Consider the following 24,219-nt stretch of genomic DNA (forward strand, 5'->3'; position numbering starts at 1 on the left):
CGATGCCCCCATGAGCCCACGACGCCGCCCGACCCACCCCGGTGAACCGCATGACGGCGGGTTGGCCGAGCGACTGAACTGGTTGCGGGCCGGTGTACTGGGTGCCAATGACGGCATCGTCTCCACCGCCGCGGTGATCGTCGGCGTGGCCGGGGCCAGTACCGCACTCTCGCCGATCCTGCTGGCAGGACTCGCAGCCCTGGTCGGCGGGGCGATCTCGATGGCCCTCGGTGAGTACGTCTCGGTCTCCAGTCAACGCGATACCGAGCGGTCGTTGATCGACAAGGAACGGACCGAACTGGCCACCGACCCGAAGGCCGAGCTCGCCGAGCTGGCCCAGCTGTATGTCGATCGCGGACTGAGCGAGGAGACCGCCCGGACCGTCGCCACCGAGCTGACCGCCCATGACGCGCTGGCCGCACATCTGGAGGCCGAGCTCAATCTCGAGGCCGATGACGTGGTGAGTCCCTGGCGGGCAGCCGCAGCCTCGGCTGTCTCCTTCACCCTCGGTGGACTGCTGCCATTGCTGACCATGCTGCTGCTGCCCGATCCGGCCAAGATCATCGGGACCTTCACCGCAGTCCTGCTCGCGCTCGGGGTGACCGGATACGTCGCCTCCTGGATCGGTGGCGCCTCCCCGTCGCGGGCGATGATTCGTACCGTGATCGGCGGAGTGCTCGCGCTGGGTGCCACCTTCGCCCTCGGCTCGGCACTGGGGACAGGTGTCGGCTGATCTCCGGGCGACGACGGGTTGCCACCGGTGACCCCGATGTCAGATCGGCTGGGGGTCACATCGGCTGGGGGTCACATCGGCTGAGGGGTCACATCGGTTGAGGTCATATCGGGGGGAACGGTCGGGTGGGGTGAATCACAGGTCTTGGGCCGGTTCATCACCCTCCCGTAATCTCGACCCATGACCCCGCGCCGCCTGTTCCGTACCGTAGCGATCGCCGAGGCGATCACCTGGGCACTGCTGATCGCCGGCATGATCGTCCGCTCCCTGGGGATCACCCCGCTGGGGGTACGGATCGGCGGTGGATTGCACGGTTTCGTCTTCATCGCCTTCGTCGCGGTGCTGATCTTCGTCGCCGGGAACCAGCGCTGGAAGCCGCTGACGATCCTGCTGGGGCTGGTCAGTTCGATCATCCCGTTCGCCACCGTCGTCTTCGACCTGGTCGCCGAACGGCGCGGACGGCTCGACGGCGGTTGGGACACCGACTCCCCCGGGATCGTCGGCCGCTTCCGGGCCTCCGCGGTCGCCCATCCGATCCGCGCGGCCTTGCGTGCTCTGGCCGCCGTGACAGTGATCTTCGCCGTGATGTTGATCATCGGCCCGCCAGGCTCGCAGTAGCCGACCAGCGCTGCTCGCGGCAGATCAGCTCGGAGTCGCTGCGGTGCGTCATTCGGCGCAGCAGGGGGCCCGATCGGTCTCGGTGGCGAACTGGGTGCGGTGCAACTCGGCGTATCGCCCGCCGGCGTCCAGCAGACTGCCGTGATCACCGCGCTCGACGATCCTTCCGTTCTCCAGCACCAGGATCTGATCGGCCGAGCGGATCGTCGACAGTCGGTGGGCGATCACCAGCGAGGTCCGTCCGTTCAGTGCTTCGGCCAATGCCTCCTGCACGGCGACCTCCGAGGTGGCGTCCAGCGAGGCGGTGGCCTCGTCGAGGATCACCAGTCTGGGTCGAGCCAGCAGCAACCGGGCGATCGCCATCCGCTGCCGTTCCCCACCCGAGAGCCGGTAACCCCGTTCGCCGACCACCGTGTGCAGACCGTCGGGCATGTCCCGGACGAGATCGTCCAATCGTGCCCGGCGCAGGGCCTCCCACAGTTCGGCCTCGGTGGCATCGGTCCGCCCCAGCCGCAGGTTCGCTGCCAGCGTGGTGTGGAACAGGTGGCCGTCCTGGGTGACCATGCCGACGGTACGTTTCAGATCGGTACGAGAGACCTCCCGGAGATCGAGTCCGTTGATCAGCACCGCGCCGGCGTCGGGGTCGTACAGCCGTGTCGCCAACTGGGCGATCGTGGACTTGCCCGCCCCGGAGGAGCCGACCAGTGCCACCATCGCCCCCGCGGGCACGGTGAAGGAGAGCTCGTGCAACACCTCCGCCCCGCCTCGATGATCCAGCGTCGCCACCTCCTCCAAGGAGGCCAGGGAGACCTTGTCCGCCGCGGGATAGCCGAAGCTCACGGCATCGAACTTCAACTCGGCCGTGCCGTCCGGCAGCGACCTGGGATGGTCGGTCTCGGTCACCAGGGGTTGCAGATCCAGCACCTCAAAGACCCGTTCGAAGCTGACCAGCGCACTCATCACGTCCACCCGGGCACCGGCCAGTTGGGTCAGCGGTGCGTACAGCCGGGTCAGCAACAGGGCCAAGGCGACCACATCGCCGGCAGCCAGCCGACCGGTCACCGCGTACCAGCCGCCCAGTCCGTAGACCACGGCCAGGGCGAGGGCCGAGGCCAGGGTGAGGGCATTGGTGAAGACCGTCTGCAGCATCGCCGAGCGGACACCGATCTCGCGTACCCGATCGGCCCGTACCGCGAACTCGACCGACTCGCGGCGCGGGTCGCCGAACAACTTGATCAAGGTCGCACCCGGCGCCGAGAAGCGTTCGGTCATCTGGTCGGTCATCACCGCGTTGTGGTTGGCGGCCTCACGTGACTGGGCGGCCAGCCGGGCACCCATCATCCGGGCGGGAACCAGGAACAGGGGCAGCAGGACCAGGCTCAACAAGGTCAGCTGCCAAGAGACGCCGACCATCACGATCAGGGTCAACAGCACGGTGACGGCGTTGGTCACCACCCCCGACAGGGTCGAGGAGAATGCCCGCTGGGCGCCGATCACGTCGTTGTTGAGCCGGCTCACCAGCGCCCCGGTACGGGTACGGGTGAAGAAGGCGACCGGCATCGTCTGCACATGGTCGAACACTGCGGTACGCAGGTCGAAGATCAATCCCTCCCCCAGCCGGGAGGACAACCAGCGGCCGAAGGTACCCAGCCCGGCCTCGGCCACTGCAATCACCGCGATCAGCGCTGCCAATCCGATGATCATCGCACTGGGCCCACCGGCGGTGATCGCATCGACGATCCGGCCGGCGAGCACCGGTGTGGCCACCGCCGTCACCGCGGTCGCCACGCCGACGATCAGGAACCCGATCAGCAGCCGACGATGAGGCCGCGCGAACTCGAGGATCCGGCCCAGTGTGGCGGCCGAGAAGGGCCGCCGATCCGATTGGGCGTGCATCGCGTTGTACATCGAGTTCCACGCCGCCACATCCATGCTCATGGCGACGACGCTACGAGCTGAACCAAGGTTGAGCTCAAGCCCCGGGCCGGACTTCTTCGGAGTGCTGCATCCGGGCACGCGCCCGGAGCGATCCACTGCCTGAGCGCATACCTCTGCCTCATGCGGGCCGGATCATCCGGCGAGGAGCTGGATCAGGCCGCCAGCAACAGGGCCAGTACGGCGGTGTCGGGGTCCTGGTCCGGGTCGACCTCGTGGGCGGCGACGAAGCGACTGACCGATCCGTCCGGTTCGGTCTCCACCCAGGCCGCCCGATGGTCCAGGCCGAGATGCGGGATCCCCGGCAGCAGGACGCAGCCGGAGGCACCCCGGCCCTTGGACTCCCCCGGCGGATGCAGCAACATCAACGCACCGGGTTGCGGCTGGCCGAGGCTCCCCGGCTCGGGCGCGTCCTCGCCCACCACCGGTCCGCGGTGCATCAGGACCCCGACCGGATGGTCGATCGGCCCCTCGATCTCCGGCCGGTCGTCGACACTGGCCAGCACGGCGGCACAACCGCCCAGCAGCCCGGGTACGGCACCGACCCGTACCACCAGCGTCAGCAGTTGTGCCCATTCCTGGGCGCTGTCGGGCCATCGATTGGCCACGATGAAACCACCAAGTGCCTTGCTCCCGGTGCTGAACGGAGCGAGTTCGACCTGTGACATGTGCGACCTCCGGTCTCGTTCACGCCATGATCACCCCGGAACGGTACGCAACGACGCAGACGCGGCGCGTTTGTCACACAAATGCAACCGATCGAACAGCAACGGACGGGTCACGGACCGACCACCGTGGTCACGAACCGGCACCGGTCACCACCCGGGCACACCCGCTGCCGACGCACGACCCCATTCCCAGTGCCGACCCACACCCCGCACACTCTCGGCGCGGACTCGCTCAGCCGCCGTACCGCCGGACGAAGTTGCCGATCACCGCACCACAGTTCGCCGTCGACGACGCCGCCGCCGCGATCAACCGCTCAGCCTCCGGCGGCGGGAAGTACCCTGCGTCGCGGTACAGGTCGATCCGTCGGGCGAACGCCGGACCGTCCATCTCCGGATGGAACTGGGTGGCGTAGACGTTGGCGCCGTAACGGAACATCTGCACCGGACAGCCCTCCCCGGTCGCCAGTACGGTGGCGCTGTCGGGCAGTTCGCCGATCGCCTCCTTGTGCCCGACGAAGGCACCGAAACTGGATTCGAGACCGGCGCACAGCGGATCGGCGACCCCCTCCGGCGTCAGGCTGATCGTCACCTCGTTGGTGATCTCGGAGTAGCGGCGATCGACCGTGGCGCCGATCAGTCGGCCGATCGTACCGATCCCGTAGCAGATCCCGAGGAAGGGATGGTCGACCTCCAGCACCCGCCGCAGCAGCACACCGAGTTCGGTCTCCACCCGCAGTTGCAGAGGCGACTTGACCTCATCGGGATCGGAGACGTTGAACTGGCTCCCGCCGAGCAGGAACCCGGAGTGGTCGGCGAACTCCAGTGGTGGCAGCGGTTCGGCCTCCAGGCGGACCCAGCGCAGTTCCCCCGGGGTCAGACCCGACATCTGCAGGAAGGACTCGTACTCCTCGGCGGCAGCGACATCGTTGACCCGGGTGGTCAACAGCACGAACGGCCTCACCGGTCAGAAACCGAGCCGGTTCAGCGCCTTGGCATCACGCTGCCAGTCCTTGACCACCTTCACCCGCAGATCGAGATGGACCGGGGTGCCGAACAGTTTGCGGATCTGTTCGCGGGCGCTGCTGCCGACCTCGCGCAGCCGACTGCCCTTGTGGCCGATGATGATTCCCTTCTGGGAATCCCGCTCGACGATCAGGTTGGCGAAGAGATCGAGCAGCGGGCGGTCCTCCGGACGTCCCTCGCGCAGTCGCATCTCCTCGACGGTGACGACGATCGAGTGCGGCAGCTCATCGCGTACCCCCTCCAGGGCGGCCTCCCGGATCAGTTCGGCGATCAGCGTCTCGTCGGGTTCGTCGGTGATCTCACCGTCGGGATAGTAGGCCGGTCCTTGCGGGAGCTCGGCGATGATCAGGTCGGCCAGTTCGTTCAGGTTGGTCCCGGACTCGGCCGAGACCGGGACGATGTGCACGAACTCGATGCCGAGTTCGGCCTGCACCGCATCGATCGCCTGTAGATGCTCGATCATCCGGTTCGGGGTGACCAGGTCCTCCTTGGTGGCGATCGCGATCAGCTTGGGCCGCTTCGGCAACTGCGCGATCTGGCCCATCAGGTACTTGTCCCCGGGACCGATCCGCTCATTCGAGGGCAGACAGATACCGACCACATCGACCTCGGACCAGGTGTCGCGGACGACATCGTTGAGCCGCTCGCCGAGCAGGGTACGCGGCCGGTGCAGCCCCGGGGTGTCGATCAGCACCAACTGCGCATCCGGCCGGTTCACGATGCCGCGGATCGCGTGCCGGGTGGTCTGCGGTTTGGACGAGGTGATGGCGATCTTGGAGCCGACCAGGGCGTTGGTCAGGGTCGACTTCCCCGCGTTCGGGCGGCCGACGAAACAGGCGAAGCCGGATCGGAAGGCGGGGGCACTGCCAGCAGCGCTGTCGCGGTTCATCGCACCATGGTGCCTGCTGCGGTGCCCTCGGGGCCACTCGGTACGCGGATGCCCACCTGTCGGGCGCTCACTGGTCCGGAGCTGGGCCGGCCTACTCGGCCCCGGCGTCGGCCTCGGTGAGCTCTTCGTCGGTCAGCCGACGGACCAGTACCGTGCTCACCCGGTTGCGCCGACCGACCGGATCCTCAGCGGTCAGCTCGAGCCCGGAGACCGTCACCGTCGACCCGGCGAGCGGGACCTTGCCGAGTTCCTTGGCCATCAGGCCACCGACGGATTCGATGTCGTCGTCGGCATCGGTGTTGACCCCGAACTCCTCGTCGAAGTCGTCCAGTCCCAGCCGCATCGTGACCCGGCACCGACCGTCGTCGAGGTGACTGATCGGCGCCACCTCGCCGGCGTCGTACTCGTCGACGATCTCCCCGACGATCTCCTCCAGGATGTCCTCGATGGTCGCCAGGCCGGCGGTGCCGCCGTACTCGTCGACGGCGATCACGATATGGGTGTGGGTGGTCTGCATCTCCCGCAGCAGGGCGTCCACCGCCTTCGACTCCGGTACGAAAGCCGGCTCCCGCATGATCGTCGCGACGGTCTCGGCACCGGCACCGTCGACCAGCGAGCGGCGGACGAGGTCCTTCAGGTAGACGATCCCGACGATGTCGTCGACGCCGGCCTCGCCGATCACCGGGATCCGGGAGTAGCCCGAACGCATCGCCAGCGAGGTGGCCTGCCGCAGGGTCTTGTGCTGTTCGATCCAGACCATGTCCGGGCGTGGCACCATCACCTCGGCAACGACGGTGTCGTCGAGGTCGAAGACCGACTGGATCATCCGTTGTTCACCGGCCTCGATCACCGCCGACGATCCGGCCACGTCGACCAGTCGGCGGAATTCCTCCTCGGTCGCGAACGGACCGTCGGCATAACCCCGGCCGGGTGTGACGGCATTGCCGATCGCTATCAGGAGTTTCGGCAGCGGTCCGAGGATGGCAGTGACCGCGCGTACCGGCCCGGCGACGGCGGATGCGACCTGCACCGATCGCTGCCGCCCATAGGTACGCGGAGCCACTCCCCAGGCGATGAAGGAGATCGCCGACATGGCGGCGATGGTGATCAACAACCGCAGCCAGTCCGAGCCGAAGAAGTCCGAGACCACCAGCACCACCAGTACGATCGAGGCGATCTCGGCCACGATCCTGATCAGCAGCACCGTGTTCACGTACCGGGGACGGTCCCGGCTGATGATCAACAGACTGCCTGCGCCGCGTCGTCCTTCGTCCAGGGCCTCCGCGGCCTGTTCGGGGGTGACCAGCCGCAGTGCCTGTTCGGCTGCGGTCAGCAACCCGACGACGCCGGTCAGCGCGAGCGCGATGATGATCATCGCGGTCTGTGCGGCGGTCATGCCTCGGCGCGGCTCGATCGGTAGTCGGCCAGCAGACGATCCTTCAGGCCGAACATCTCGGCCTTCTCCTCCGCGGTGGCGTGATCGAACCCGAGCAGGTGGAGCAGGCCGTGCACCAGCAGGTACTCGGTCTCCCCACCGACGTCACGCCCCCGTTCGGCGGCTTGTTCACCGATGATCTCGGGGCAGATGACGATGTCGCCGAGGATCCCCTCGACCGGTTCGTCGTCGTCTCGCGGCGGACGCAACTCGTCCATCGGGAAACTCAGCACATCGGTCGGCCCGGGCTCACCCATGAACCGCTCGTGATAGCTGGTCATGGTCGCCACATCGGCCACCATGATCGACAGCTCGGCCTGCGGGTGGATCCGCAGACGCTCCAGGCAGTAGCCGGCGAGCGAGATCAGGCCGCGTTCGTCGACGGTCTGGCCGGACTCGTTGGTCAGGTCGATGCTCACGCGTTGCCTCGTCCGATCCCGCGGTTCTGGGCACCGCGCGCGCTGTCACGTCGGGCGGCCCGTCCGCCACTCAGGTCACGAGAGCGATCCGAGAGGGACTCGTACCGGTCGTAGGCGGCGACGATCCGGCCGACCAGCTTGTGCCGTACCACGTCGTGGTTGGTCAGTCGGCAGAAGGCGATGTCGTCCACCCCGTCGAGGATGCCCTCGACGGCCCGCAGGCCGGAGGTCTGCCCACCGGGCAGGTCGACCTGGGTGACGTCACCGGTGACCACCATCTTGGAGGCGAATCCGAGGCGGGTGAGGAACATCTTCATCTGCTCCATCGAGGTGTTCTGTGCCTCGTCGAGGATGATGAAGGCGTCGTTCAGCGTGCGTCCGCGCATGTAGGCCAGCGGCGCCACCTCGATCGTCCCGGCGGTCAACAACTTCGGGATCGAATCGGGCTCGACCATGTCGTGCAGCGCGTCGTAGAGCGGCCGCAGGTACGGGTCGATCTTGTCGCTGAGCGTGCCGGGCAGGTACCCGAGTCGCTCACCGGCCTCGACCGCGGGCCGGGTCAGGATGATCCGGTTGACCTCCTTGTTCTGCAGCGCCTGCACCGCCTTGGCCATGGCCAGGTAGGTCTTGCCGGTGCCCGCCGGGCCGATGCCGAAGACCACGGTGTGATTGTCGATGGCGTCGACGTAGCGCTTCTGGTTCAGGGTCTTCGGCCGGATCGTCTTGCCGCGGCTGGACAGGATGTTCTGGGTCAGCACCTCGGCCGGCTGCGCTTCGGCGCTGCGCATCATGGCAATGATCCGCTCGACGGCATCGGCGCTGAGGCCCTGGCCGGTGCGGATCACCGCCACCATCTCGTTCAGCACGTCCTCGCCGAGTTCCAGTGCCTCGGCCTCGCCCCGCAGGGTGATCTGGTTGCCCCGGGCGTGGATGTCGGTGTCGAGTTCACGCTCCAGGGTCCGCAGGAACTCATCGGCCGGGCCGAGCACCGTCACCATGTCGATCGACGGCGGGACGGTGATCTGCCGGGTCGCAGAGGATCCTGCGTGACTGGTCGTATCGGATGTGATGGGTGGCCTCCGGGTCGTCAGGTGCTGCGGCTGTTCTCCATGTTACTCAGCGTCCGGGCGGTCGCCCAGCGGGTTTGTGACGGTTCGGGTCACTCCAGTGCCCGGGCGGTCACCCAGCGGGTTTGTGACGGTTCGGGTTACTCCAGTGCCCGGGCGGTCGCCCAGCGGGTTTATGACGGCTCGCCGGGAGCGATGGGGACCGAACCCACTGATCACGCGGCTGAACCCCGGCGCTATCGCGACGAGCCGTCATTCTCCGATGACCGCGGCCCGCTGACGGTCGGCGCGCATGCCTCGACGACGTACCCGACCCGCGTCGGGTTATCGGCGGCTCACCCTGGTGCGTGATTCCGACGGCTGACCCCAGATGCAGGGGTTTCCGACGGCTGACCCCAGGTGCGTGGACTCCGACGGCTCGTCCCAGATGCTGGGGTTTCCGACGGTTCACCCCGGGTGCGGGATTTCCGACGACTGACCCTTGATGCGGGTTTCCGACGGCTCGGCCCTCCACCGGACCGCAACAACCGCGTCAGGACGGGCTGGACAACTCACCCACAGGCCACGAGCCGTCGTAATCCCCTCGCCGCATCCTCATCACTCGCGTTGCGCCCCGGCCCGCCGCGCCCGTTCTGAGCAGGCAAAGTCAATGGCCCCAGCCGGTACGCCGACTCAGTCCTCGTCGATGATGTGGACGGCGGCTTCCTCGGCGCTGGCCGCGCCACCGGCCAGGCCCTCGTCCTCGGCGATGAGCTCGGACTCCACATCCTCGCCGTCCACGGTCGCGGGGTCGGCCAAGCGACCGGCCCGGACGCCACCGACCTCGTCGATGGCGTACTCGCTCGGCTCATCCTCTGCGGCCAGGTCCGGGTCTCCGGCCAGTTCGTCGAGGCGTCCCTCGTCGGCGTCCTCGGCCAGCAGGTTCGTGGTGCCGGGATCGTTCGCATCCTGCTCGGCCTCGTAACTCCCGTCCCCGCCGTAGCTTCCCGGGCCGACGTCGGGGTTCTCCTCCTTCAACTTCTGATCCAGGCTCTCGCCCTCGGCAGCCTCCGCCGCGGTGTTGCCGAAGCCCTCGGCCGCGGACCAGCCGTCCGGTGCGATGTAGCCCTCGTCGAGCGGATCTGGTTGTCCACGATCGATCAGGGTGTCATCGGCCTGCAGTTGGTCGAGCTGCTCGGAGTCGTCGGGGATCTGCTCGAAGTTCGATTGTTCGCTCATGTCCCCACCCTGCCACGACCCGTGGCACCCGATTCCCGCGGGGAACGAGGAGAGGACACTACCCGCGGGCCTGCCACGGCAGACCCGGGCCGGCCGGTCCTGCCGACCCCGGCGTCACCAACTGACCCGCGGGGACCCCCAAGTGGAATCCCGACCGGTACTTGCGCGACCATGCTGCAGTGAGTTCAGCATCGCCTGCCGAGACGGCCGCGGACGTGGGCAAGGCCCGTTTCGCCCTGCCGCAGAGCACCTACTTCATGGGCCTGGTCGGATTGTTCGTGTCGGTGATGCTGATCAGCAATGTGGTGGTGACCAAGGGTGTGGTGTTCTTCCCCGGCCTGGAGTTCGCCCTCGGCCCGATCCAGGTCAGCGGCATCGTCACCGACGGCGCCTTCTTCCTGTTCCCCCTGGCCTACGTGCTCGGCGATGTGATCAGCGAGGTCTACGGGTTCCGCACCATGCGGAAGGTGATCGCGCTCGGATTCGTCTGCCTGCTGCTGATGACCGGCGTCTTCTGGCTCACCCTGCAGCTGCCGGCTGCCGACTTCTGGGACAACCAGGCAGCCCTGGAATCGGTGATCGGGGTCGTGCCGCAGTTCGTTCTGGCCGGTCTGGTCGGGTACGCGGCCGGCGAGTTCGTGAACTCGTGGGTCCTGGTGAAACTGAAGCAACGCACCGGTGAGCGCAGCCTGTGGGCGCGGGCCATGGGCTCGACTCTGGCGGGCCAGGCCTTCGACACGGTTGCCTTCTGCGCCATCGCCGCCACCGCCCTGGGGATCGCCAGCTTCTCCGACTTCCTGAACTACACCGTGGTCGGCTTCATCTGGAAGGTGTCGGTGGAGGCCATCATGCTGCCGGTCACCTACGCGGTCTGTCGTTGGTTGAAGCGGGCCGAGCCGAGCTACGGCACCGTGGAGGCATGAGCCCGGCGACAGTGGTCGCGACCGACAGAAGGACAAGGCACATGGCGGCCGCGGCCGACCACAGCTTTCCGGGGTTCCGGACGGTCGTTGAATGCCCGGAGACGCTCGGCACGGTTGGCTGTGATCTGATGTCAGCGGGTGGTGGTCACCCTGCCCAGACGGGTCGCGCCGAGAGGCCGTCAAGGAACCGATGCACCTCCGGCTCAATGGATTCGGCGCTCGGGTCGTGGTCTTGGCCTTCGATGATACGGCGCTGCGCGCTGGTGATCGTCGCAGCGACAGCATCGGCAGCAGAGGTCAGCCACGGCTCGGTCCGACTGCCGCTGAGTACGACGGTCGGGGCACGAACGGAATCGAAGCGGCTCAGTGCGCTCGGGACACCCGTCGAGACCGGGGCCATGATTTCAGCGTCGTAGGGCAGGCTGCGCGCGGCGCCGACCCCCATTCGAAAGCCCGGATCGCCCCTCATCTGCTCGACAACTTCAACCGGCATGCCCACCGGTTCGGTCATGAAGAGCGCCAACGCGCCGACGAGATCCCCGCGTTCCACCAGCTCCGCCACGGCGGCTGGGTAGCCGGGACTGACCGGAGCGCGACCGTTGTTCGCGACAACGGGCGGCTCGTAGAGTGCCAGCCCCGCAACAGGAAGGCCTTCGCGGACGGCCTCGAGCGCGAGCACAGCTCCCGAGGAGAAACCCAGCAGAACCGGCGGCTCAGCAAGCTCATTGACCAAGCAGCACAGGTCATCGACTTCGTGGATGATGCCCGGCTCACCCGCCGCGCTCAGGCCGCGCCCCCGACGGTCGTAGCGGACAACAGTGCACCGCTCCGCAAGGGCTTCGTCCAGTTCCGGGGCGGACGGGTGCTGCTCCCGTGAAGACATCGCACCGTCGACGATGACCAGTGGGATGCCACTGCCGGTCATCGACACCCCAATCCGGGTTCCGTCGCGGGAATTAACAGTCATGATCGTCGCGCCACCCGTCATGTCCCAATGCAACGGCATGGACCGATCGAGCGCAACGGACAGTGAGTACCGGGCGACCTTCCGACGGGCTCACAAAACAGATGAGCCCCGTGTTCTGGCATCGACAAGGAGATCAGCAAGCACATTCACGGGGTCTGCGAGTTCTCGGCCGCACGATCGGCATGTCCGAGATCCTTCTCCGGGGCGATCACGTCGCGCACCCGCCGCTTGAGCTCGGTGATCTCGGGGAACCCGCCATCGCGCTTGCGGTTCCAGACGCCGTGGTAGCCGTCGTCGTTGGTCACGTCGACCCGGAAGATCCCGCCCTTGCCCGGTGACAGCGTGACCCCGTCGAGTTCGTCGGCGAAGGTCTGCAACAGCTCGGCGGCGTACCAGTTGGCGCGCAGCAGCCAGTTGCACTGGGTGCAGTAGGTGATCTGGACAATCTTCACCACGCCATGGTGTCACGCCGATACTCACCCGGTGACCCGGCGGCGCGGCAGGAAGTCAGCCACCACCCCAACTGCAGCAACACCACGAATCCGAGTCCGGCAGCCACCAGTGGTACGACCAGGGTCAGGCTGCTCGCCCCCTCGGCCTGCACCACCAGCGAAGGCAGGTGCCTCAGGACCGCCGCCGCGGCTGCGACAGCCAACACCGCACCACCGACCCGCGGCAGCGTCGTCAGCAGGGCAGCCCCCAGGAACCCCCCGAGGCCCATCGCGATCAGCAGCGACGACGTCACGGGTCGGCCCGCGGCAACCAGTGCCCAGCCCAGCCCGGCGCCGAGGACGACCGTCATCACGGCACTGGTGGCCGCCAGCAGGAACGCCAGGGTCGCCAGCGGAGCACCGTCGACCAGGATCACCCACCACAGGACGAGGTCCCGCAGCAGCCAACTGCCGAGTGCGATCCAGATGGGCAGCCAACCGATCTCGACGATCGCTGCTTCGGACCTCGGGAACAGTGCCGGGAACAGGGCAATCGCTGCCAGCGCCCAGACCTCGGCGGCCAGGAACCCCAGCCCGATTGTGCGGAACGAGCGCGGCGCCGATCGGGGCAGGATCGCCCGGATTCCCCAGCCCAACTGCCACCCACCGAAAGCGCACCCGACCGCCAGGCAGAAACACATGATGATCACCGCCACGACACTCATGCCGACCGCCCGGACAGGCTGACGGGCGTTTCCACCCAGCCATCGACGACAATCGGTTCTGCCCGCGGGACCGTGCCCAGAGCGCGGATGATCAAAACCTGGTTCAGCAGGCCGACGCCGGCCGTGAGCATGATCATGGCGACCGTGGTGACCGTGAAGGTCGGCCCGGCGGTGACGGTGACGGCGTCGGCGGTACGGAGAATGCCGGTGATCGCCCAGGGCTGCCGGGCGACCTCCCGGTAGACCCAGCCCATGATCGTGACCGCCGCGGGAATCGGAAAACCCCACGCCAGCGGCCAGAGCAGTCCCGGCATCCGGAGCAACCGGGAACGGGAGAGCAGTGGCAGCAGGACAAACCAGGTGACCGGTGTGACCAGCACCCAGACCAGCATCATCAGCGCCAGCATCGTTCCCGACTCCCCTGTGACGTGGGGTTCGGGATCGGTACGCGCCCAACTGAACTGTCCGATCCCGGAGGCCACCAGCACGGGACTGCCGACCGCAACCATGATCACGCCCGTGCGCAGCGCCGCCCGGGCCACCGGGAAGTCGATCCGACGACGGGCCAGGCGGGCCGCCCCGGCCGTGAGGACGAACCCGCCGACCCACAGTGCGGCCCCGCTGATGTGGGCCAGTGCCGCGAGCGCACTGGGGTTGGTGAACAGGGCCCCGGGATCGACCAACTGCAGACGGTCGCCCGTACGGCCGTACCCCACCGGGCGATGCAGGAAACCGTTGGCGACGAGAACGAACCAGGCCGACACCCAGGCAGCGATGGTGACCAGCCAGATCAAGCCTGCTTGGACCCCTCGCGGAAGGATCCGCCAGCCGAAGATCCACAGGCCGAGAGCGGTCGACTCGACCATGAAGGCCAGCACCGTCTCCAGCACCAGCGCCGTGCCGAACACGTCGCTGGCCACCTTGGTCAGCCCACCCCAGTTCAGCGCCAACTGCAGTTCCATCACCAGCCCGGTGACGATTCCCAGCGCATAGTTGATCAGGTACGGCCGGGTCAGCCAGCCGAGCAGTCGCTCACTGGTGGCATGTGCCCGACCGGTGCTCGGGGCGAGTGCGCGCACGGTGGCGGTCACCGCCAGTACCGGAGTCACGCCAAGGGTGAGCGCGACAAACCAGAAGTGCACACCGGCGGTGACCCCGAAGAGTGTCCGCGCGAGCATGATCGTGTCCATTGGCGCAATCCGCTCCCGCTCACCGTGCGCGGCAGCCACCGGGCAGGTCGAGAACTCTGCCATGGTGGGTTCGGCGGGCGGGGAACAGAAGCTTTAGTTGCATGCACGCAATCATTGCGCGCGTGCAATCATTGGGGAAGGGTCTCCGTCCCCGAGTGATCCCTGATGTCGACGAGAGGGCCGCGCATGGCAGGCAGTGTCGGAGGTGTGATCCAGCGGTACCTGGCCGCCACCATCATCTGGGGCCATCACACCGCGCAGGAGTTGGGCCTGAGCTCCACCGAGTTCGCCACCCTCGTGCAGTTGAACCAGGCGCCGGCCTCCCCCGCCGAACTCGCCCGCACGACCGGCCTCAGCGCAGCAGCGGTCAGCCGGATGGTCGAACGGCTGGTCGAACGCGGGTACGCCGAGCGGGTCGCCGACCCCTCGGACCGCCGGCGGATCCTCATCCATCGCACCGACAACTGGCAGGCACGGATCGACGAAGCGGTCGAACCCCATCGCCGGGCCATGCGCGAACTGTTCGGCGACCTCGAACCCGAAGCCGTCGAGCAGGTGCTGACCTACATGGAGCGGGCCGAGCCGATGCTGCGAGAGCTGGCTGCTCGCTGACGGAGACGACCCGGCGGCCCGAACCGATCGGGCCACCGGGTCGCCCCGAGATCGACCGGTCAGCCGGAGAAGGTGCCGTTCACCAGGACCGCACGGGACCGCAACTCGCCTGCTTCCAGTTGGCGCAGGGCGTTGCCGGCCTCGGACAGGTCGAAGGACTCGGTGACGGTCCGGATCCTGCCCTCCGCAGCCAGACGCAGAACCTCGGCCATCTGGGCACGGTTGCCCAACAGTGACCCCTTGATCGTCTGTCCCTTGTTGAACGGGAACCCGTCGATGTTCACCGGCACCGCATTGACCAAGGTCCCACCCCACTTGAGACTGGCCATGGCCATGGCTGTCACCGAGTCGACACCGGCGAACGTCAGGACGCCGTCCATCGAGTCCGCGATTCCCTCGACCTCACCCCGGGTGGTGTTCACCAGCCTGGTGGCCCCGAGATCGGCGGCCACAGCCAGATGCTCGTCATTGCGGCCGACCGCGATCACCTCGGCACCGGCCAGCGCAGCGAACTGCACCGCCATATGCCCTACGCCACCGAGACCGAACACCGCAACCGACTGACCCGGCTCGATACCCAGCTTCTCGACCGCACCGAAGGCGGTGATACCGGGACAGAACAGCGGCGCTGCGGCAACCAGGTCGAGTCCCGCCGGCACCGGATAGGTGTGGCGCGCGTTCGCCAGCATGAACTCGGCGTACCCGCCGTCGACATGCTCCCCGGTGATCACCCGCTGGTGGCACAACTGCTCTCGGCCGGTCCGGCAGAACTCGCACTCCTCGCAGGTCCACCACAGCGGCTGCACCCCGACCGGGTCCCCGACCACGAAATCCTCCACACCGGGTCCGAGACCCGCGATCCGCCCGGTCACCTCGTGGCCGGGGACGATCGGAGAGGCCCCCGGGACCCCGTCCGCAGCCCAGTCACCGACCACCATGTGCAGGTTGGAGCGGCACACACCGCAGGCCGCAACTTCGATCAGCACCTGCCCTTCGCCAGGCTCCGGTACCGCAATGCTGCGCCATTCGAGCGGGTCGGTATCCAGCGGTGCCGGGGAATCGAGTGTGTTGGCCATCATCGTCGTTGACATGTCGTTCCTTCTGTTGGTGCTGTTCGGTGGTCGATCGGTACGGACGTCGGCGACTACACACCCACCTCCAAGGCGATGTCGGTCCCGTGGCCGAGCAGGAAACCAGCAACGAAGGCGTCGCCCAAGCCGATGGTCGTCCGCGGCCCTGTACCGCCGACCGATCGCGTCGGTTCGGTCCAGAGCCCCGGGCTCTCGGAGAGACCGTCGCGAACGGTACGACCGGCATCACTGAGGGGCAGCTTCCCCGTCGTCGCCAGGTCCTGCGCCGTCCAGTCGTCACCCACCCGGTAGCGCGTCGTGGCCAGGTCCGACCCCCACCGCAACGCCGGACCGAAACCGGCGGCACCCTCACCCCGGGCCGCCGCCCAGTGGCGCGTGTGGACGACCAGCATCGGCACCGGGAACATCGCACCGAGATCTGCCAGAGCCGCTCGAACCTGCTCAGCACTGGCCAGGTCGACATCTCGACCGAGGTGGCCGACCATCTCGTCCTCGTTCATGCTGAAGACGTCGACCCGACCCAGCAGGAACTCCCGGATCTCCCGCGCAAGACCCTGATCGTGGTAGCCGGCATCCTCGTGGAACACCAGCGCCGAATCCGGCAACTGCCCCAACGCCGACTGCAGCTCGGCCAGCCGGATCTGGACCAGCCGTCGGTCACGCATCGCGTTCAGACCCGACAGCAGGACCAGGTCGGACCGCCCCATGGCCGCCGGCAACTCCTTGGCGAGCTGCACCTGTTCGCTGGCGGGATCGTTGACCAGGATGGCGCGGTTCGGTGCGTCGGTCGTGATCGCGACACCATCGACGGTGGTGACCGTCGTTCCCTCCGGATACTGCACGATCAGGTGCGGGTACGATCCGGCGCCGGTCTCCGACCAGAGCACATCGGTGGAGCTGGGCAGCAGGTCCACGAGCCCCTGCCCCACACCGCCGATGTGCAGCGTGGAGGAGACCCCCAGCTTGGCCAGTTCTTTCCACGCACGCACATTGGTCCCGCCGAGTGACACCGTCCGTGCGAACAGGTCACCGAACTCGAACAGGAGCTGCGCCGATTCGACTCTCCGCTCTCCCCCGGTTCCGCCTGCCATCAGCGTCAGCAGGGTGCGGAGCAGGTCGCGCTCCGTCCTGATCGGACCGCAATAGGGCAGGTCTGCAGCGGAGACGCCCAGTTGGTGGACCCGTCGCTCAACGGTTCGGGCCGACCATTCGACCTCCCAGTCGATGCTCGCTCCAAGACCGAGCAGGATCATCATTCCCCTTCCACAGCTATTCCGATCACACCTGCGGCACCCGGCTCACATCGCCGGAAGCTCACTCAGCCGGTACAGATCGGCCTTCCCGTCAGCCTCGAACAGTTCGATCTTGTGCAGGGCAACCTCCTCCATGGCGGCGACACAATCCGGCTGGATGACATTCGGCTCTCGGCGCGAGCGGTCGGCCAGAACCTCGCGCATCCGGTCGTGGTAGGCCGCCTTGATGTCGCTCGAGATGTTGATCTTGTTGATGCCGCGCTTCACGGCCCCCGCGATCTCGTCATCGGGATTTCCCGATCCACCGTGCAGCACCAGAGGAACACCCACGGCAGACTTGATCTCTTCCAGCAGGCCCAACTTCAGCTCCGGCTTCATACTTGCCGGATACAGCCCATGGCTGGTGCCGATCGCCACGGCCAGACTGTCGGCACCGGTTTCCTCCACGAACCGAACGGCATCCTCGGGCTGGGTGTAGACGATGTTGGCGGCACCTTCCTCGCCGGCGTCGTCGGCCTGGCCGATCGTCCCCAGTTCCCCCTCCACGGACAGGCCGACCGGGTGCGCGATCTCCACCGCCCGCCTGGTCAGAGCCACGTTGTCCTCGAAGGAGTGCATGGACCCGTCGAGCATCATCGAAGTGAACCCGGTCCGGACACCCCACAACATGTGGTGAACGGTCGTGCCGTGGTCGAAGTGGATGGCTACCGGCACGCTGGAGCGTCGCGACCGCTGGATGATCGAGGCCAGGAAGTCGTCACCGACATGCGCCAACTCCATCGGGTGAATCGCGACCAGCAGCGGTGACCTGCTGGCTTCGCTGATCCGGAAGATTCCTTCACCCATCGCCCAATCGCTGATGTTGAAGGCAGGAACGGCGAAGTTGTTGGTGTTCGCCACGTCGAGGATGGCCGAACCTGTTGTGAGCATAAGTGATCCTTCTTTCGTCTTGAGGTTGGAATTCGAGGGGGTCAGACCTTCACGGCGCCGGCAGTCATACCGCTCATGAAGTAGCGCTGGAAGATGAGGAACAGGATCAGAACCGGAATACAGCCCAGCACGCTCATGGCCATCATCTCGTTCCAGTTGTAGGAGTGCTGCCCCATCAGAAGTTGGATGCCGATCGGCACAGTCCGCATGTCGTCGGTGCGAGTGAGGGTCAGCGCGAAGATGTACTCGTTCCAGGCGATCATGAAGGTGTAGACGCCGACCGAGACCATGCCGGGCAGCGATATGGGCATCAGGATCCGCACCAGAGTCGTCACCCTGCCACCGCCGTCCACGGCAACTGCTTCATCGAGTTCTCTCGGCAAAGTGTTGAAGTAGCCAGTGAGCATGATGATCGCATAGGGCAGCACGAACACCATGTAGGTGAGGATCAGCCCGGCATAACTGTTGTAGATGCCGAGGAAGACGACCAGGCCGAAGTAGGGAATCAGCAGCGTGATCGGCGGTACGGCCTGCACACTGATGATCAGCACGTTGATCTGCTTCTTGAAGGGAAACTCGAACCGGCTCAGCGCGTAGGCACCGAAGGACGCCACAGCCAGCGAGAGCAGGGACACCGCTATCGCCACCACGTAGCTGTTGATGAAGAACCTGACCTTCACCGGATCCGTGAGTATGGTGACATAGGCGTCGAGGGAGAAGTTCTCGGTGATCAGACGGGGCGGCTGCTCGAAGATCTCGGTGTTGGACTTGAAGGAACTCGACAGCATCCAGAGGATCGGCAGCCCGGCGAACAGGCCACCCAGGAACAGCCCGATCACGGCGCAGACCTGGGCAACTCGCCGACGCCCGTGGATCCGGCGCCGTCGGGGAATCGTAGCCGTTGTGCTCATCACACTCACTCCTTGGCTCGCTGGTGGCGGACGTAGAGGACGGCCAAGATCGTCGACAGCAGCAGCACGATCACCGCACTGGCCGACGCCTCGGCGAAGTCGTAGCTGGCGAAGGCCAGCTTGTAGGTGAAGGTGCTGAGCACTTCGGTGGCATTGATCGGGCCCCCACCGGTGGTCATCCAGATCAGTGCGAACTGCTGACTGGTCCAGATGAAGTCGAGCAGCGCCATGCTGATGATCACCGGGCGCAGCTGCGGGAGCGTGACACTGACGAACTGGGCGACGGGTCCTGCCCCATCGACCTTCGCCGCTTCGTACAGGTCCTGCGGGATTCCTTGCAACCCTGCCAGGAGCGAGATCATGAAGAACGGGTAACCGCACCAGATGTTGATGAAGGTGATCGCCGGCAGGGCGAGATCGGCGCTGCTCAACCACTCGATCGGGGCGCCGACGACCCCTGCATTCGTGGCCAGGTAGTTGATCACACCGTTCGGGCTGAGCAGCATCCGCCAGAGCACGGCGGTCACCGCCACGGTGAACAGCCACGGCAGGATCAGAATCGCCCGGAAGGCCACCCGGAGCCCGACAGGCACCAGATCACTGTTCAACAGCAGTGCAAAGGCCAGGCCGATGACGAAGTGGGCAACCACACTGACAGCACAGAAGATCAGGGTGTTGACCAACGACACCGTGAAACTCGGATCCTGAATGACTGCGAGGTAGTTGTCCAGACCGACGAAACTGGTGTCGGGGTTGGTGATCGCACGCTTCATGAAGGAGTAGGCGATCACCATCGCGATCGGTACGGCCATCAGACCGATCAGCAGCACCAGGGTCGGCGACAGGAACAGATACGGGGTCAGCGCACGCCGTCCGGAGGATTGCTTCGGTGCGGCCGGCGCCGGTCCGGGGACGTCGACGTCCTCGGACGACGGGAGTGCAACGGCTTCTGCGGATGTCATGGCAGCTCTCTCTTCCGATTCCCTCCCCGGTGACACCGCGTTCGCGATGTCGCCGGGATGGTGGAATCAGCTCTGGGACAACTCGGTGGTCCACTGCTCATTGATCGCGGCCAAGGTGTCCGGAACCGGCTGGCCCTGGTCCAGACTCCGCTGGAGTTCTTCGTCGAAGATCCGCATCAGTTGCTCGGCAACCGGCAGGCCGTTGAACTCGTTGACCGGTTCACCGGCCTGCCATGCCTCGTAGGCTGCTTTGTAGAGTTCGTCGCTCTCGTCGAATCCCGGTTCGGAGTTCACATTGCCCGGGAACCCATTGGCCGAGGTGGCCAAGCTTGCATTGGCCTCCGGGCTCATCAGGAACTCGATCAGTTTCCACGCTTCCTCGGGATGCTCGGTCTGGGAGGAGACCCCGACACCCCAGGAGGCGAAGGTGACCCCGGGGGTACCGGAGAAGCCGTCGGCAACCGGCACGGGTGAGACGGAGAACTCAAGATCCGGGTTGTTCTCCCGGAGCAGGTTGATGTGCGCCAGGGACGAGATCATCATGCCGACGCGCTCGTTGGTGAACTCCTCAACCTTGTCCTGCTCCTTGAGGTTCGCAGCGCCGGGCGCGATCACGCCGGCATCGTTCAACTGCTTGATGTAGTCGACCGTCGCGGTCACGTCGGGATTGGTCAGATCCGGCTGACCGTTGGCCAGCATCCGGCCGCCGGAAGCCCAGTTCCACGACATCACATCGTTCTGCACCCCGACCGGCGACTCCAGCGACAGCGGTAGCGCCCATCCGCTGGCATCGCCCTTCTCGGTCACCGCCTCGGCGGCGCTGAGGAACTCCGAGCGAGTGCTCGGCGGCTCATCGACGCCTGCCTCGCTGAGTAGCTTGTCGTTGGTGAACAGCATGTAGGAGAAGTTCACCGCCGGGATCGAGTAGGTCGCCCCATCGACCTGCACCTGGCTGGCAAGTTGGGAATCGTCGTACCCGGCCGTCTGCATGGCCTCACTCAGATCGGCGATCGCTCCCTGCTGGACGAGGTCGTAAACCCAGCCACCGTCGAGACCGACCACATCGGACAGCGTTCCGGAGGCTGATCCGGCGACGATCTGCTCCCTGGTGGAGGAATACGGGCCGGACAGCAGTTCCACCTTGATGCCCGGATTCTGCTGTTCGAACTCGTCCATCAACGACCGCAGAGCACCGTCGGGCAATTCGGGTTCCCACCACTGCGTGAACTCCAGAGTGACGGTCCCGTCCTCCGCGCCACCGGAACCGCCGCCAGCGCATCCACTCAGGCCGATGACCGATGCGGCCACCGCTGCAATGGATGCGGTCATCACCCGCTTGTGAGCCCCTTTGCCCATCACGTTCCTCCTTGAACTGCGCATCGTTGCTGCGATCTGCTGGTTTTTGCATGTTTATGCGTGTAGTCACGCTAAGTTTCCGGATTGCGGCTTGTCAATAGGCGATCTCAGGGCAAATACGGCATAGCCTCGCGGGTATGTGCTAGATATTGCGTGTGCCCACCTCTGTCCCTGATCCTGAGCGGACGCTGCCCGCCGGCCGCAAGGCGAGGATCGCGAGTCTGGTCAGCAGCGTCGGGGAGGCCACCATTCCCGAACTCGCTGCGCGCTTCAGCGTCTCCGTGGACACCATCCGGCGCGACCTGGACCAATTGCACGCCGAGGGGGTGGTGCACCGCACTCGTGGGGGTGCAATCCGCTCCCCCGATACCCCGAAGCCCGAACTCAGCATCGACGCGCGCCGCTCGGCACACATCGAGGAGAAGGCGCTGATCGGTGAGGTGGCAGCATCGCTGGTCCACGACGGGATGTCGGTGATGCTGAACGCGGGCACGACCTGTCTGGCCGTGGCACGGTGCCTCGGGGATCGCCGGGACCTGATCATCGCAACCAACAATCTGCTGCTCCCGGCAGAGCTCGAGCACCGGGCGATCCGCAATGTCTACCTGTTCGGCGGCGAGGTACGACTGAGTGCTCAGGCCACCATCGGGCCGGTACGTTTCGACAGCAGCTCCGCCCACGGTGAGTCATCGGTCCTCTGTGACATCGCCTTCATCACCGTGGGCGCCGCCTCGGTCGACGGCGGATTCTCCACCGGCAGCCTGTCCGAGGCCACGATGATGCGGGAGATGATCGAGCACGCACAACAGGTGGTCCTGCTGGTGGACGGATCCAAACTGGGAAAGCGCCTGTTCGCCCAGGTGTGTGAGTTCGCCCGTCCCGACTATCTGGTCACCGACCGTGAACCACCGGCCGATTTTCTCCGAGCGGCGCATGATCAAGGGGTGACCGTGAAGTTCCCGGCCCCTCTCGGCTGAGCCCGCCCCCCCCCCATTTCGCGACCGCTCAGCTCAGTTCGATCGTCGTCACCACCCGGGTCAGTGACGGCCGTGCCGGGGTCGAACTGAATCCGAAGCGACACGGCGGATCGACCGGCGCCAGTGACCCGAGATCGGTACCGTCCAGCCGTCCGGTGATGGCGCAGATCGCCCTGACATCGGTGGCGCCGTACCACTCGCGTCGGCCGCGCCCGGCGGTACCGCGGGTGCGTACCCCGGGCATGATCACGCGGGCAATCAAGTCGGTGATCGCACACCAGGCGGTCGAGGTGGAGACCCGATGTGGGAGCAGCGCGATCACGCGGCCGAGGGCGGTTCTGCTGCCGACATCGGCAGTGATCTCCAGCGACTCACTGGTGAAGATCCTTCGGTGTGCGGTGAGGCTGAGGTCGGTCGGCTCCACCCGTACCTCGTCGAAGACATAGGTTTCGGCGATGAACTCGGCCAGCTCCGGAGTGGGCGCGATCAGGATCCGATGCCCGGCTGCCGTTTCCACCATGGCATCGGCGACCGTCCCGAACGGCGAGGTAGCCCAGTTGCCGACGACCACCCGGATCCCGCTGGCCGAACCGATGCCGGTGATCTCACCGGTGAAGCGCACACGCATTCGTCCAGCATGACATCCACGGTGTTGATCAACCGTAGTAGCGGCCCAGGAACTCCTCCCGGAAGGCCTCGAAGTCACCGGTACGGATCGAGTCCCGGATGTCGTCGACCAGCCGGACGATGAACCGTTCGTTGTGGATTGTCGCGAGCGTGTTCACCACCATCTCCTTGGCCTTGAACAGGTGATGCAGGTACGCCCGCGTGTAGTGCGCGCAGGTGTAGCAGTCGCAGTCCTCGTCCACGGGCCCGAAGTTGCGGCGGTTCGCCGCGGTGTTCACGTTGAAGCGCCCGTCCCGGCTGTAGAGCGCGGCATTGCGGGCCACCCGGGACGGGGAGACGCAGTCGAAGGTGTCGGCACCGGCGGCGATCGCGGCGAAGAAGTCGTCGGGTTCGGAGATCCCCAGCAGGTGCCGCGGCCGGTTCTCCGGCAGTTCCTCGGCGCACCAGCCGACGATCGTGCCCAGGTTCTCCTTCTCCAGGGCGCCGCCGATGCCGTACCCCTCGAAATGCCGGCCATCGATCTCGGTGGCTGCGAGATCGCGGCAGGCCTTCCGCCGCAGGTCCTCGTACTGGGCGCCCTGCACCACCCCGAACAGTGCCTGCTGCGGACGGTCGGGGTGGGCGGCCAGCAGCCGGGAATGCTCGGCCAGACAGCGTTGCGCCCAGGCCTGGGTACGGGCCAGGGACTGCTCCTGGTAGCCGCGGGTGTTCATCAAGGTGGTCAGCTCGTCGAAGGCGAAGATGATGTCGGCACCGATCTGATGCTGCACCTTCATCGAGACCTCCGGGGTGAACCGGTGCATCGTCCCGTCCAGATGGGACTTGAAGGTCACCCCGTCGTCGTCGACATGGGCCATCCGCTCCTTGCCGGCGGCGATCACGTCATCACCGGTGACACCCTTGGCATCCATCGCCAGCACCTTCTTGAACCCCACGCCCAGGCTCATCACCTGAAAACCACCGGAGTCGGTGAAGGTCGGCCCGGGCCAGTTCATGAACCTCCCCAGACCACCGGCGGACTCGACGATGTCGCTGCCCGGTTGCAGGTACAGGTGGTAGGCATTGGCCAGCACCGCCTGAGCGCCCAGCTCGGCCATCGACTCCGGCAGCACGGCCTTCACCGTCGCCTTCGTCCCGACGGCGATGAAGGCCGGGGTCTCGATCTGCCCGTGCGGGGTGGTGATCACCCCGGTACGCCCCAGCTGCCCGTCCAACCGGGAGCCCACCTCGAATCCGAAACTCACCGCAGCATCCTCCCC

Annotated in this window: 25 protein-coding genes; 5 read left to right on the top strand and 20 right to left on the bottom strand. The window is 66.4% G+C overall.

All coding sequences use genetic code 11. The features are described 5' to 3' along the window. Window positions 1-10: 10 nt before the first annotated feature. Complete coding sequence (locus CLV29_RS07475; protein ID WP_133754310.1) at window positions 11-733, top strand: VIT1/CCC1 transporter family protein; 723 nt, start codon at window positions 11-13, stop codon at window positions 731-733. A 180-nt stretch (window positions 734-913) separates the two neighbouring features. After that, complete coding sequence (locus CLV29_RS07480) at window positions 914-1,351, top strand: DUF3817 domain-containing protein (protein WP_133754311.1); 438 nt, start codon at window positions 914-916, stop codon at window positions 1,349-1,351. Between the two features lie 48 nt (window positions 1,352-1,399). Here the strand turns inward: CLV29_RS07480 and CLV29_RS07485 are convergent, their stop codons facing one another. The 8 genes from CLV29_RS07485 to CLV29_RS07520 form a co-directional block, all read right to left on the bottom strand. Continuing rightward, window positions 1,400-3,289: an ABC transporter ATP-binding protein gene (locus CLV29_RS07485; RefSeq protein ID WP_133754312.1), complete on the bottom strand. Its 1,890-nt coding sequence runs from the start codon at window positions 3,287-3,289 to the stop codon at window positions 1,400-1,402. A 152-nt stretch (window positions 3,290-3,441) separates the two neighbouring features. Beyond that, complete coding sequence (locus tag CLV29_RS07490) at window positions 3,442-3,954, bottom strand: peptidase (protein WP_133754313.1); 513 nt, start codon at window positions 3,952-3,954, stop codon at window positions 3,442-3,444. A gap of 232 nt (window positions 3,955-4,186) precedes the next feature. Further along, the gene (locus tag CLV29_RS07495) at window positions 4,187-4,915 is read right to left on the bottom strand and encodes a glutamine amidotransferase (RefSeq protein ID WP_133754314.1); all 729 of its coding nucleotides are present in this window, start codon (window positions 4,913-4,915) and stop codon (window positions 4,187-4,189) included. A gap of 3 nt (window positions 4,916-4,918) precedes the next feature. After that, window positions 4,919-5,866: a GTPase Era gene (gene era, locus CLV29_RS07500; RefSeq protein ID WP_133754315.1), complete on the bottom strand. Its 948-nt coding sequence runs from the start codon at window positions 5,864-5,866 to the stop codon at window positions 4,919-4,921. 91 nt (window positions 5,867-5,957) lie between these two features. Continuing rightward, window positions 5,958-7,262 (bottom strand): hemolysin family protein, encoded by a 1,305-nt coding sequence (locus tag CLV29_RS07505; RefSeq protein WP_133754316.1) that lies wholly within the window; start codon window positions 7,260-7,262, stop codon window positions 5,958-5,960. After that, window positions 7,259-7,720: an rRNA maturation RNase YbeY gene (ybeY, locus tag CLV29_RS07510; protein ID WP_133754317.1), complete on the bottom strand. Its 462-nt coding sequence runs from the start codon at window positions 7,718-7,720 to the stop codon at window positions 7,259-7,261. The genes CLV29_RS07505 and ybeY overlap by 4 nt, the downstream gene beginning before the upstream one ends. Further along, the gene (locus CLV29_RS07515) at window positions 7,717-8,718 is read right to left on the bottom strand and encodes a PhoH family protein (protein ID WP_133754318.1); all 1,002 of its coding nucleotides are present in this window, start codon (window positions 8,716-8,718) and stop codon (window positions 7,717-7,719) included. Before CLV29_RS07515 ends, ybeY begins: the two co-directional genes overlap by 4 nt. A gap of 741 nt (window positions 8,719-9,459) precedes the next feature. Next, window positions 9,460-10,005 carry a DUF5709 domain-containing protein gene (locus CLV29_RS07520; protein WP_133754319.1) on the bottom strand — a complete coding sequence of 182 codons (546 nt, stop codon included), beginning with the start codon at window positions 10,003-10,005 and terminating at the stop codon, window positions 9,460-9,462. A 179-nt stretch (window positions 10,006-10,184) separates the two neighbouring features. Here CLV29_RS07520 and CLV29_RS07525 point away from each other — a divergent pair, with 179 nt between their 5' ends. Continuing rightward, window positions 10,185-10,928 carry a queuosine precursor transporter gene (locus tag CLV29_RS07525; RefSeq protein WP_243831787.1) on the top strand — a complete coding sequence of 248 codons (744 nt, stop codon included), beginning with the start codon at window positions 10,185-10,187 and terminating at the stop codon, window positions 10,926-10,928. A 145-nt stretch (window positions 10,929-11,073) separates the two neighbouring features. Here the strand turns inward: CLV29_RS07525 and CLV29_RS07530 are convergent, their stop codons facing one another. The 4 genes from CLV29_RS07530 to CLV29_RS07545 all read right to left on the bottom strand — a co-directional run bounded on the left by CLV29_RS07530 (window position 11,074) and on the right by CLV29_RS07545 (window position 14,241). Beyond that, entirely contained in the window at window positions 11,074-11,934 is an 861-nt protein-coding gene (locus tag CLV29_RS07530; protein ID WP_133754320.1) for an alpha/beta fold hydrolase, read from the bottom strand. 107 nt (window positions 11,935-12,041) lie between these two features. Beyond that, the gene (locus CLV29_RS07535) at window positions 12,042-12,347 is read right to left on the bottom strand and encodes an Rdx family protein (RefSeq protein ID WP_243831788.1); all 306 of its coding nucleotides are present in this window, start codon (window positions 12,345-12,347) and stop codon (window positions 12,042-12,044) included. Next, a complete protein-coding gene (locus CLV29_RS07540) occupies window positions 12,344-13,051 on the bottom strand; it encodes a hypothetical protein (RefSeq protein WP_133754322.1) in 708 nt (235 codons plus the stop codon). Before CLV29_RS07540 ends, CLV29_RS07535 begins: the two co-directional genes overlap by 4 nt. After that, window positions 13,048-14,241: a cytochrome ubiquinol oxidase subunit I gene (locus CLV29_RS07545; protein ID WP_166649166.1), complete on the bottom strand. Its 1,194-nt coding sequence runs from the start codon at window positions 14,239-14,241 to the stop codon at window positions 13,048-13,050. The genes CLV29_RS07540 and CLV29_RS07545 overlap by 4 nt, the downstream gene beginning before the upstream one ends. 186 nt (window positions 14,242-14,427) lie before the next feature. On the opposite strand from CLV29_RS07545, the gene CLV29_RS07550 reads away from it, so the two are divergent. Continuing rightward, entirely contained in the window at window positions 14,428-14,853 is a 426-nt protein-coding gene (locus CLV29_RS07550; protein ID WP_166649167.1) for a MarR family winged helix-turn-helix transcriptional regulator, read from the top strand. A 59-nt stretch (window positions 14,854-14,912) separates the two neighbouring features. Here the strand turns inward: CLV29_RS07550 and CLV29_RS07555 are convergent, their stop codons facing one another. From CLV29_RS07555 to CLV29_RS07580, 6 genes are all read right to left on the bottom strand, one after another. After that, a complete protein-coding gene (locus tag CLV29_RS07555; protein WP_133754325.1) occupies window positions 14,913-15,944 on the bottom strand; it encodes an alcohol dehydrogenase catalytic domain-containing protein in 1,032 nt (343 codons plus the stop codon). Window positions 15,945-15,997: 53 nt separating this feature from the next. Then, window positions 15,998-17,200, bottom strand: a complete 1,203-nt coding sequence (locus tag CLV29_RS07560) for an ADP-dependent glucokinase/phosphofructokinase (protein WP_133754326.1) — start codon at window positions 17,198-17,200, stop codon at window positions 15,998-16,000. 42 nt (window positions 17,201-17,242) lie between these two features. Continuing rightward, window positions 17,243-18,127: a ketose-bisphosphate aldolase gene (locus CLV29_RS07565; protein ID WP_133754327.1), complete on the bottom strand. Its 885-nt coding sequence runs from the start codon at window positions 18,125-18,127 to the stop codon at window positions 17,243-17,245. Window positions 18,128-18,168: 41 nt separating this feature from the next. After that, complete coding sequence (locus CLV29_RS07570; RefSeq protein ID WP_133754328.1) at window positions 18,169-19,038, bottom strand: carbohydrate ABC transporter permease; 870 nt, start codon at window positions 19,036-19,038, stop codon at window positions 18,169-18,171. Window positions 19,039-19,043: 5 nt separating this feature from the next. Beyond that, window positions 19,044-20,000 carry a carbohydrate ABC transporter permease gene (locus CLV29_RS07575; protein ID WP_133754329.1) on the bottom strand — a complete coding sequence of 319 codons (957 nt, stop codon included), beginning with the start codon at window positions 19,998-20,000 and terminating at the stop codon, window positions 19,044-19,046. Between the two features lie 66 nt (window positions 20,001-20,066). After that, complete coding sequence (locus CLV29_RS07580; RefSeq protein WP_133754330.1) at window positions 20,067-21,356, bottom strand: ABC transporter substrate-binding protein; 1,290 nt, start codon at window positions 21,354-21,356, stop codon at window positions 20,067-20,069. 155 nt (window positions 21,357-21,511) lie between these two features. Here CLV29_RS07580 and CLV29_RS07585 point away from each other — a divergent pair, with 155 nt between their 5' ends. Beyond that, the gene (locus CLV29_RS07585) at window positions 21,512-22,333 is read left to right on the top strand and encodes a DeoR/GlpR family DNA-binding transcription regulator (RefSeq protein ID WP_133754331.1); all 822 of its coding nucleotides are present in this window, start codon (window positions 21,512-21,514) and stop codon (window positions 22,331-22,333) included. Between the two features lie 28 nt (window positions 22,334-22,361). Here the strand turns inward: CLV29_RS07585 and CLV29_RS07590 are convergent, their stop codons facing one another. Then, window positions 22,362-22,961 carry a hypothetical protein gene (locus tag CLV29_RS07590; RefSeq protein ID WP_133754332.1) on the bottom strand — a complete coding sequence of 200 codons (600 nt, stop codon included), beginning with the start codon at window positions 22,959-22,961 and terminating at the stop codon, window positions 22,362-22,364. A gap of 28 nt (window positions 22,962-22,989) precedes the next feature. Further along, entirely contained in the window at window positions 22,990-24,204 is a 1,215-nt protein-coding gene (tgt, locus tag CLV29_RS07595) for a tRNA guanosine(34) transglycosylase Tgt (RefSeq protein ID WP_208292803.1), read from the bottom strand. Window positions 24,205-24,219: the final 15 nt, after the last annotated feature.

The organism is Naumannella halotolerans (genome assembly GCF_004364645.1).
In the GTDB taxonomy this organism is placed as follows: Bacteria; Actinomycetota; Actinomycetes; order Propionibacteriales; family Propionibacteriaceae; genus Naumannella; species Naumannella halotolerans.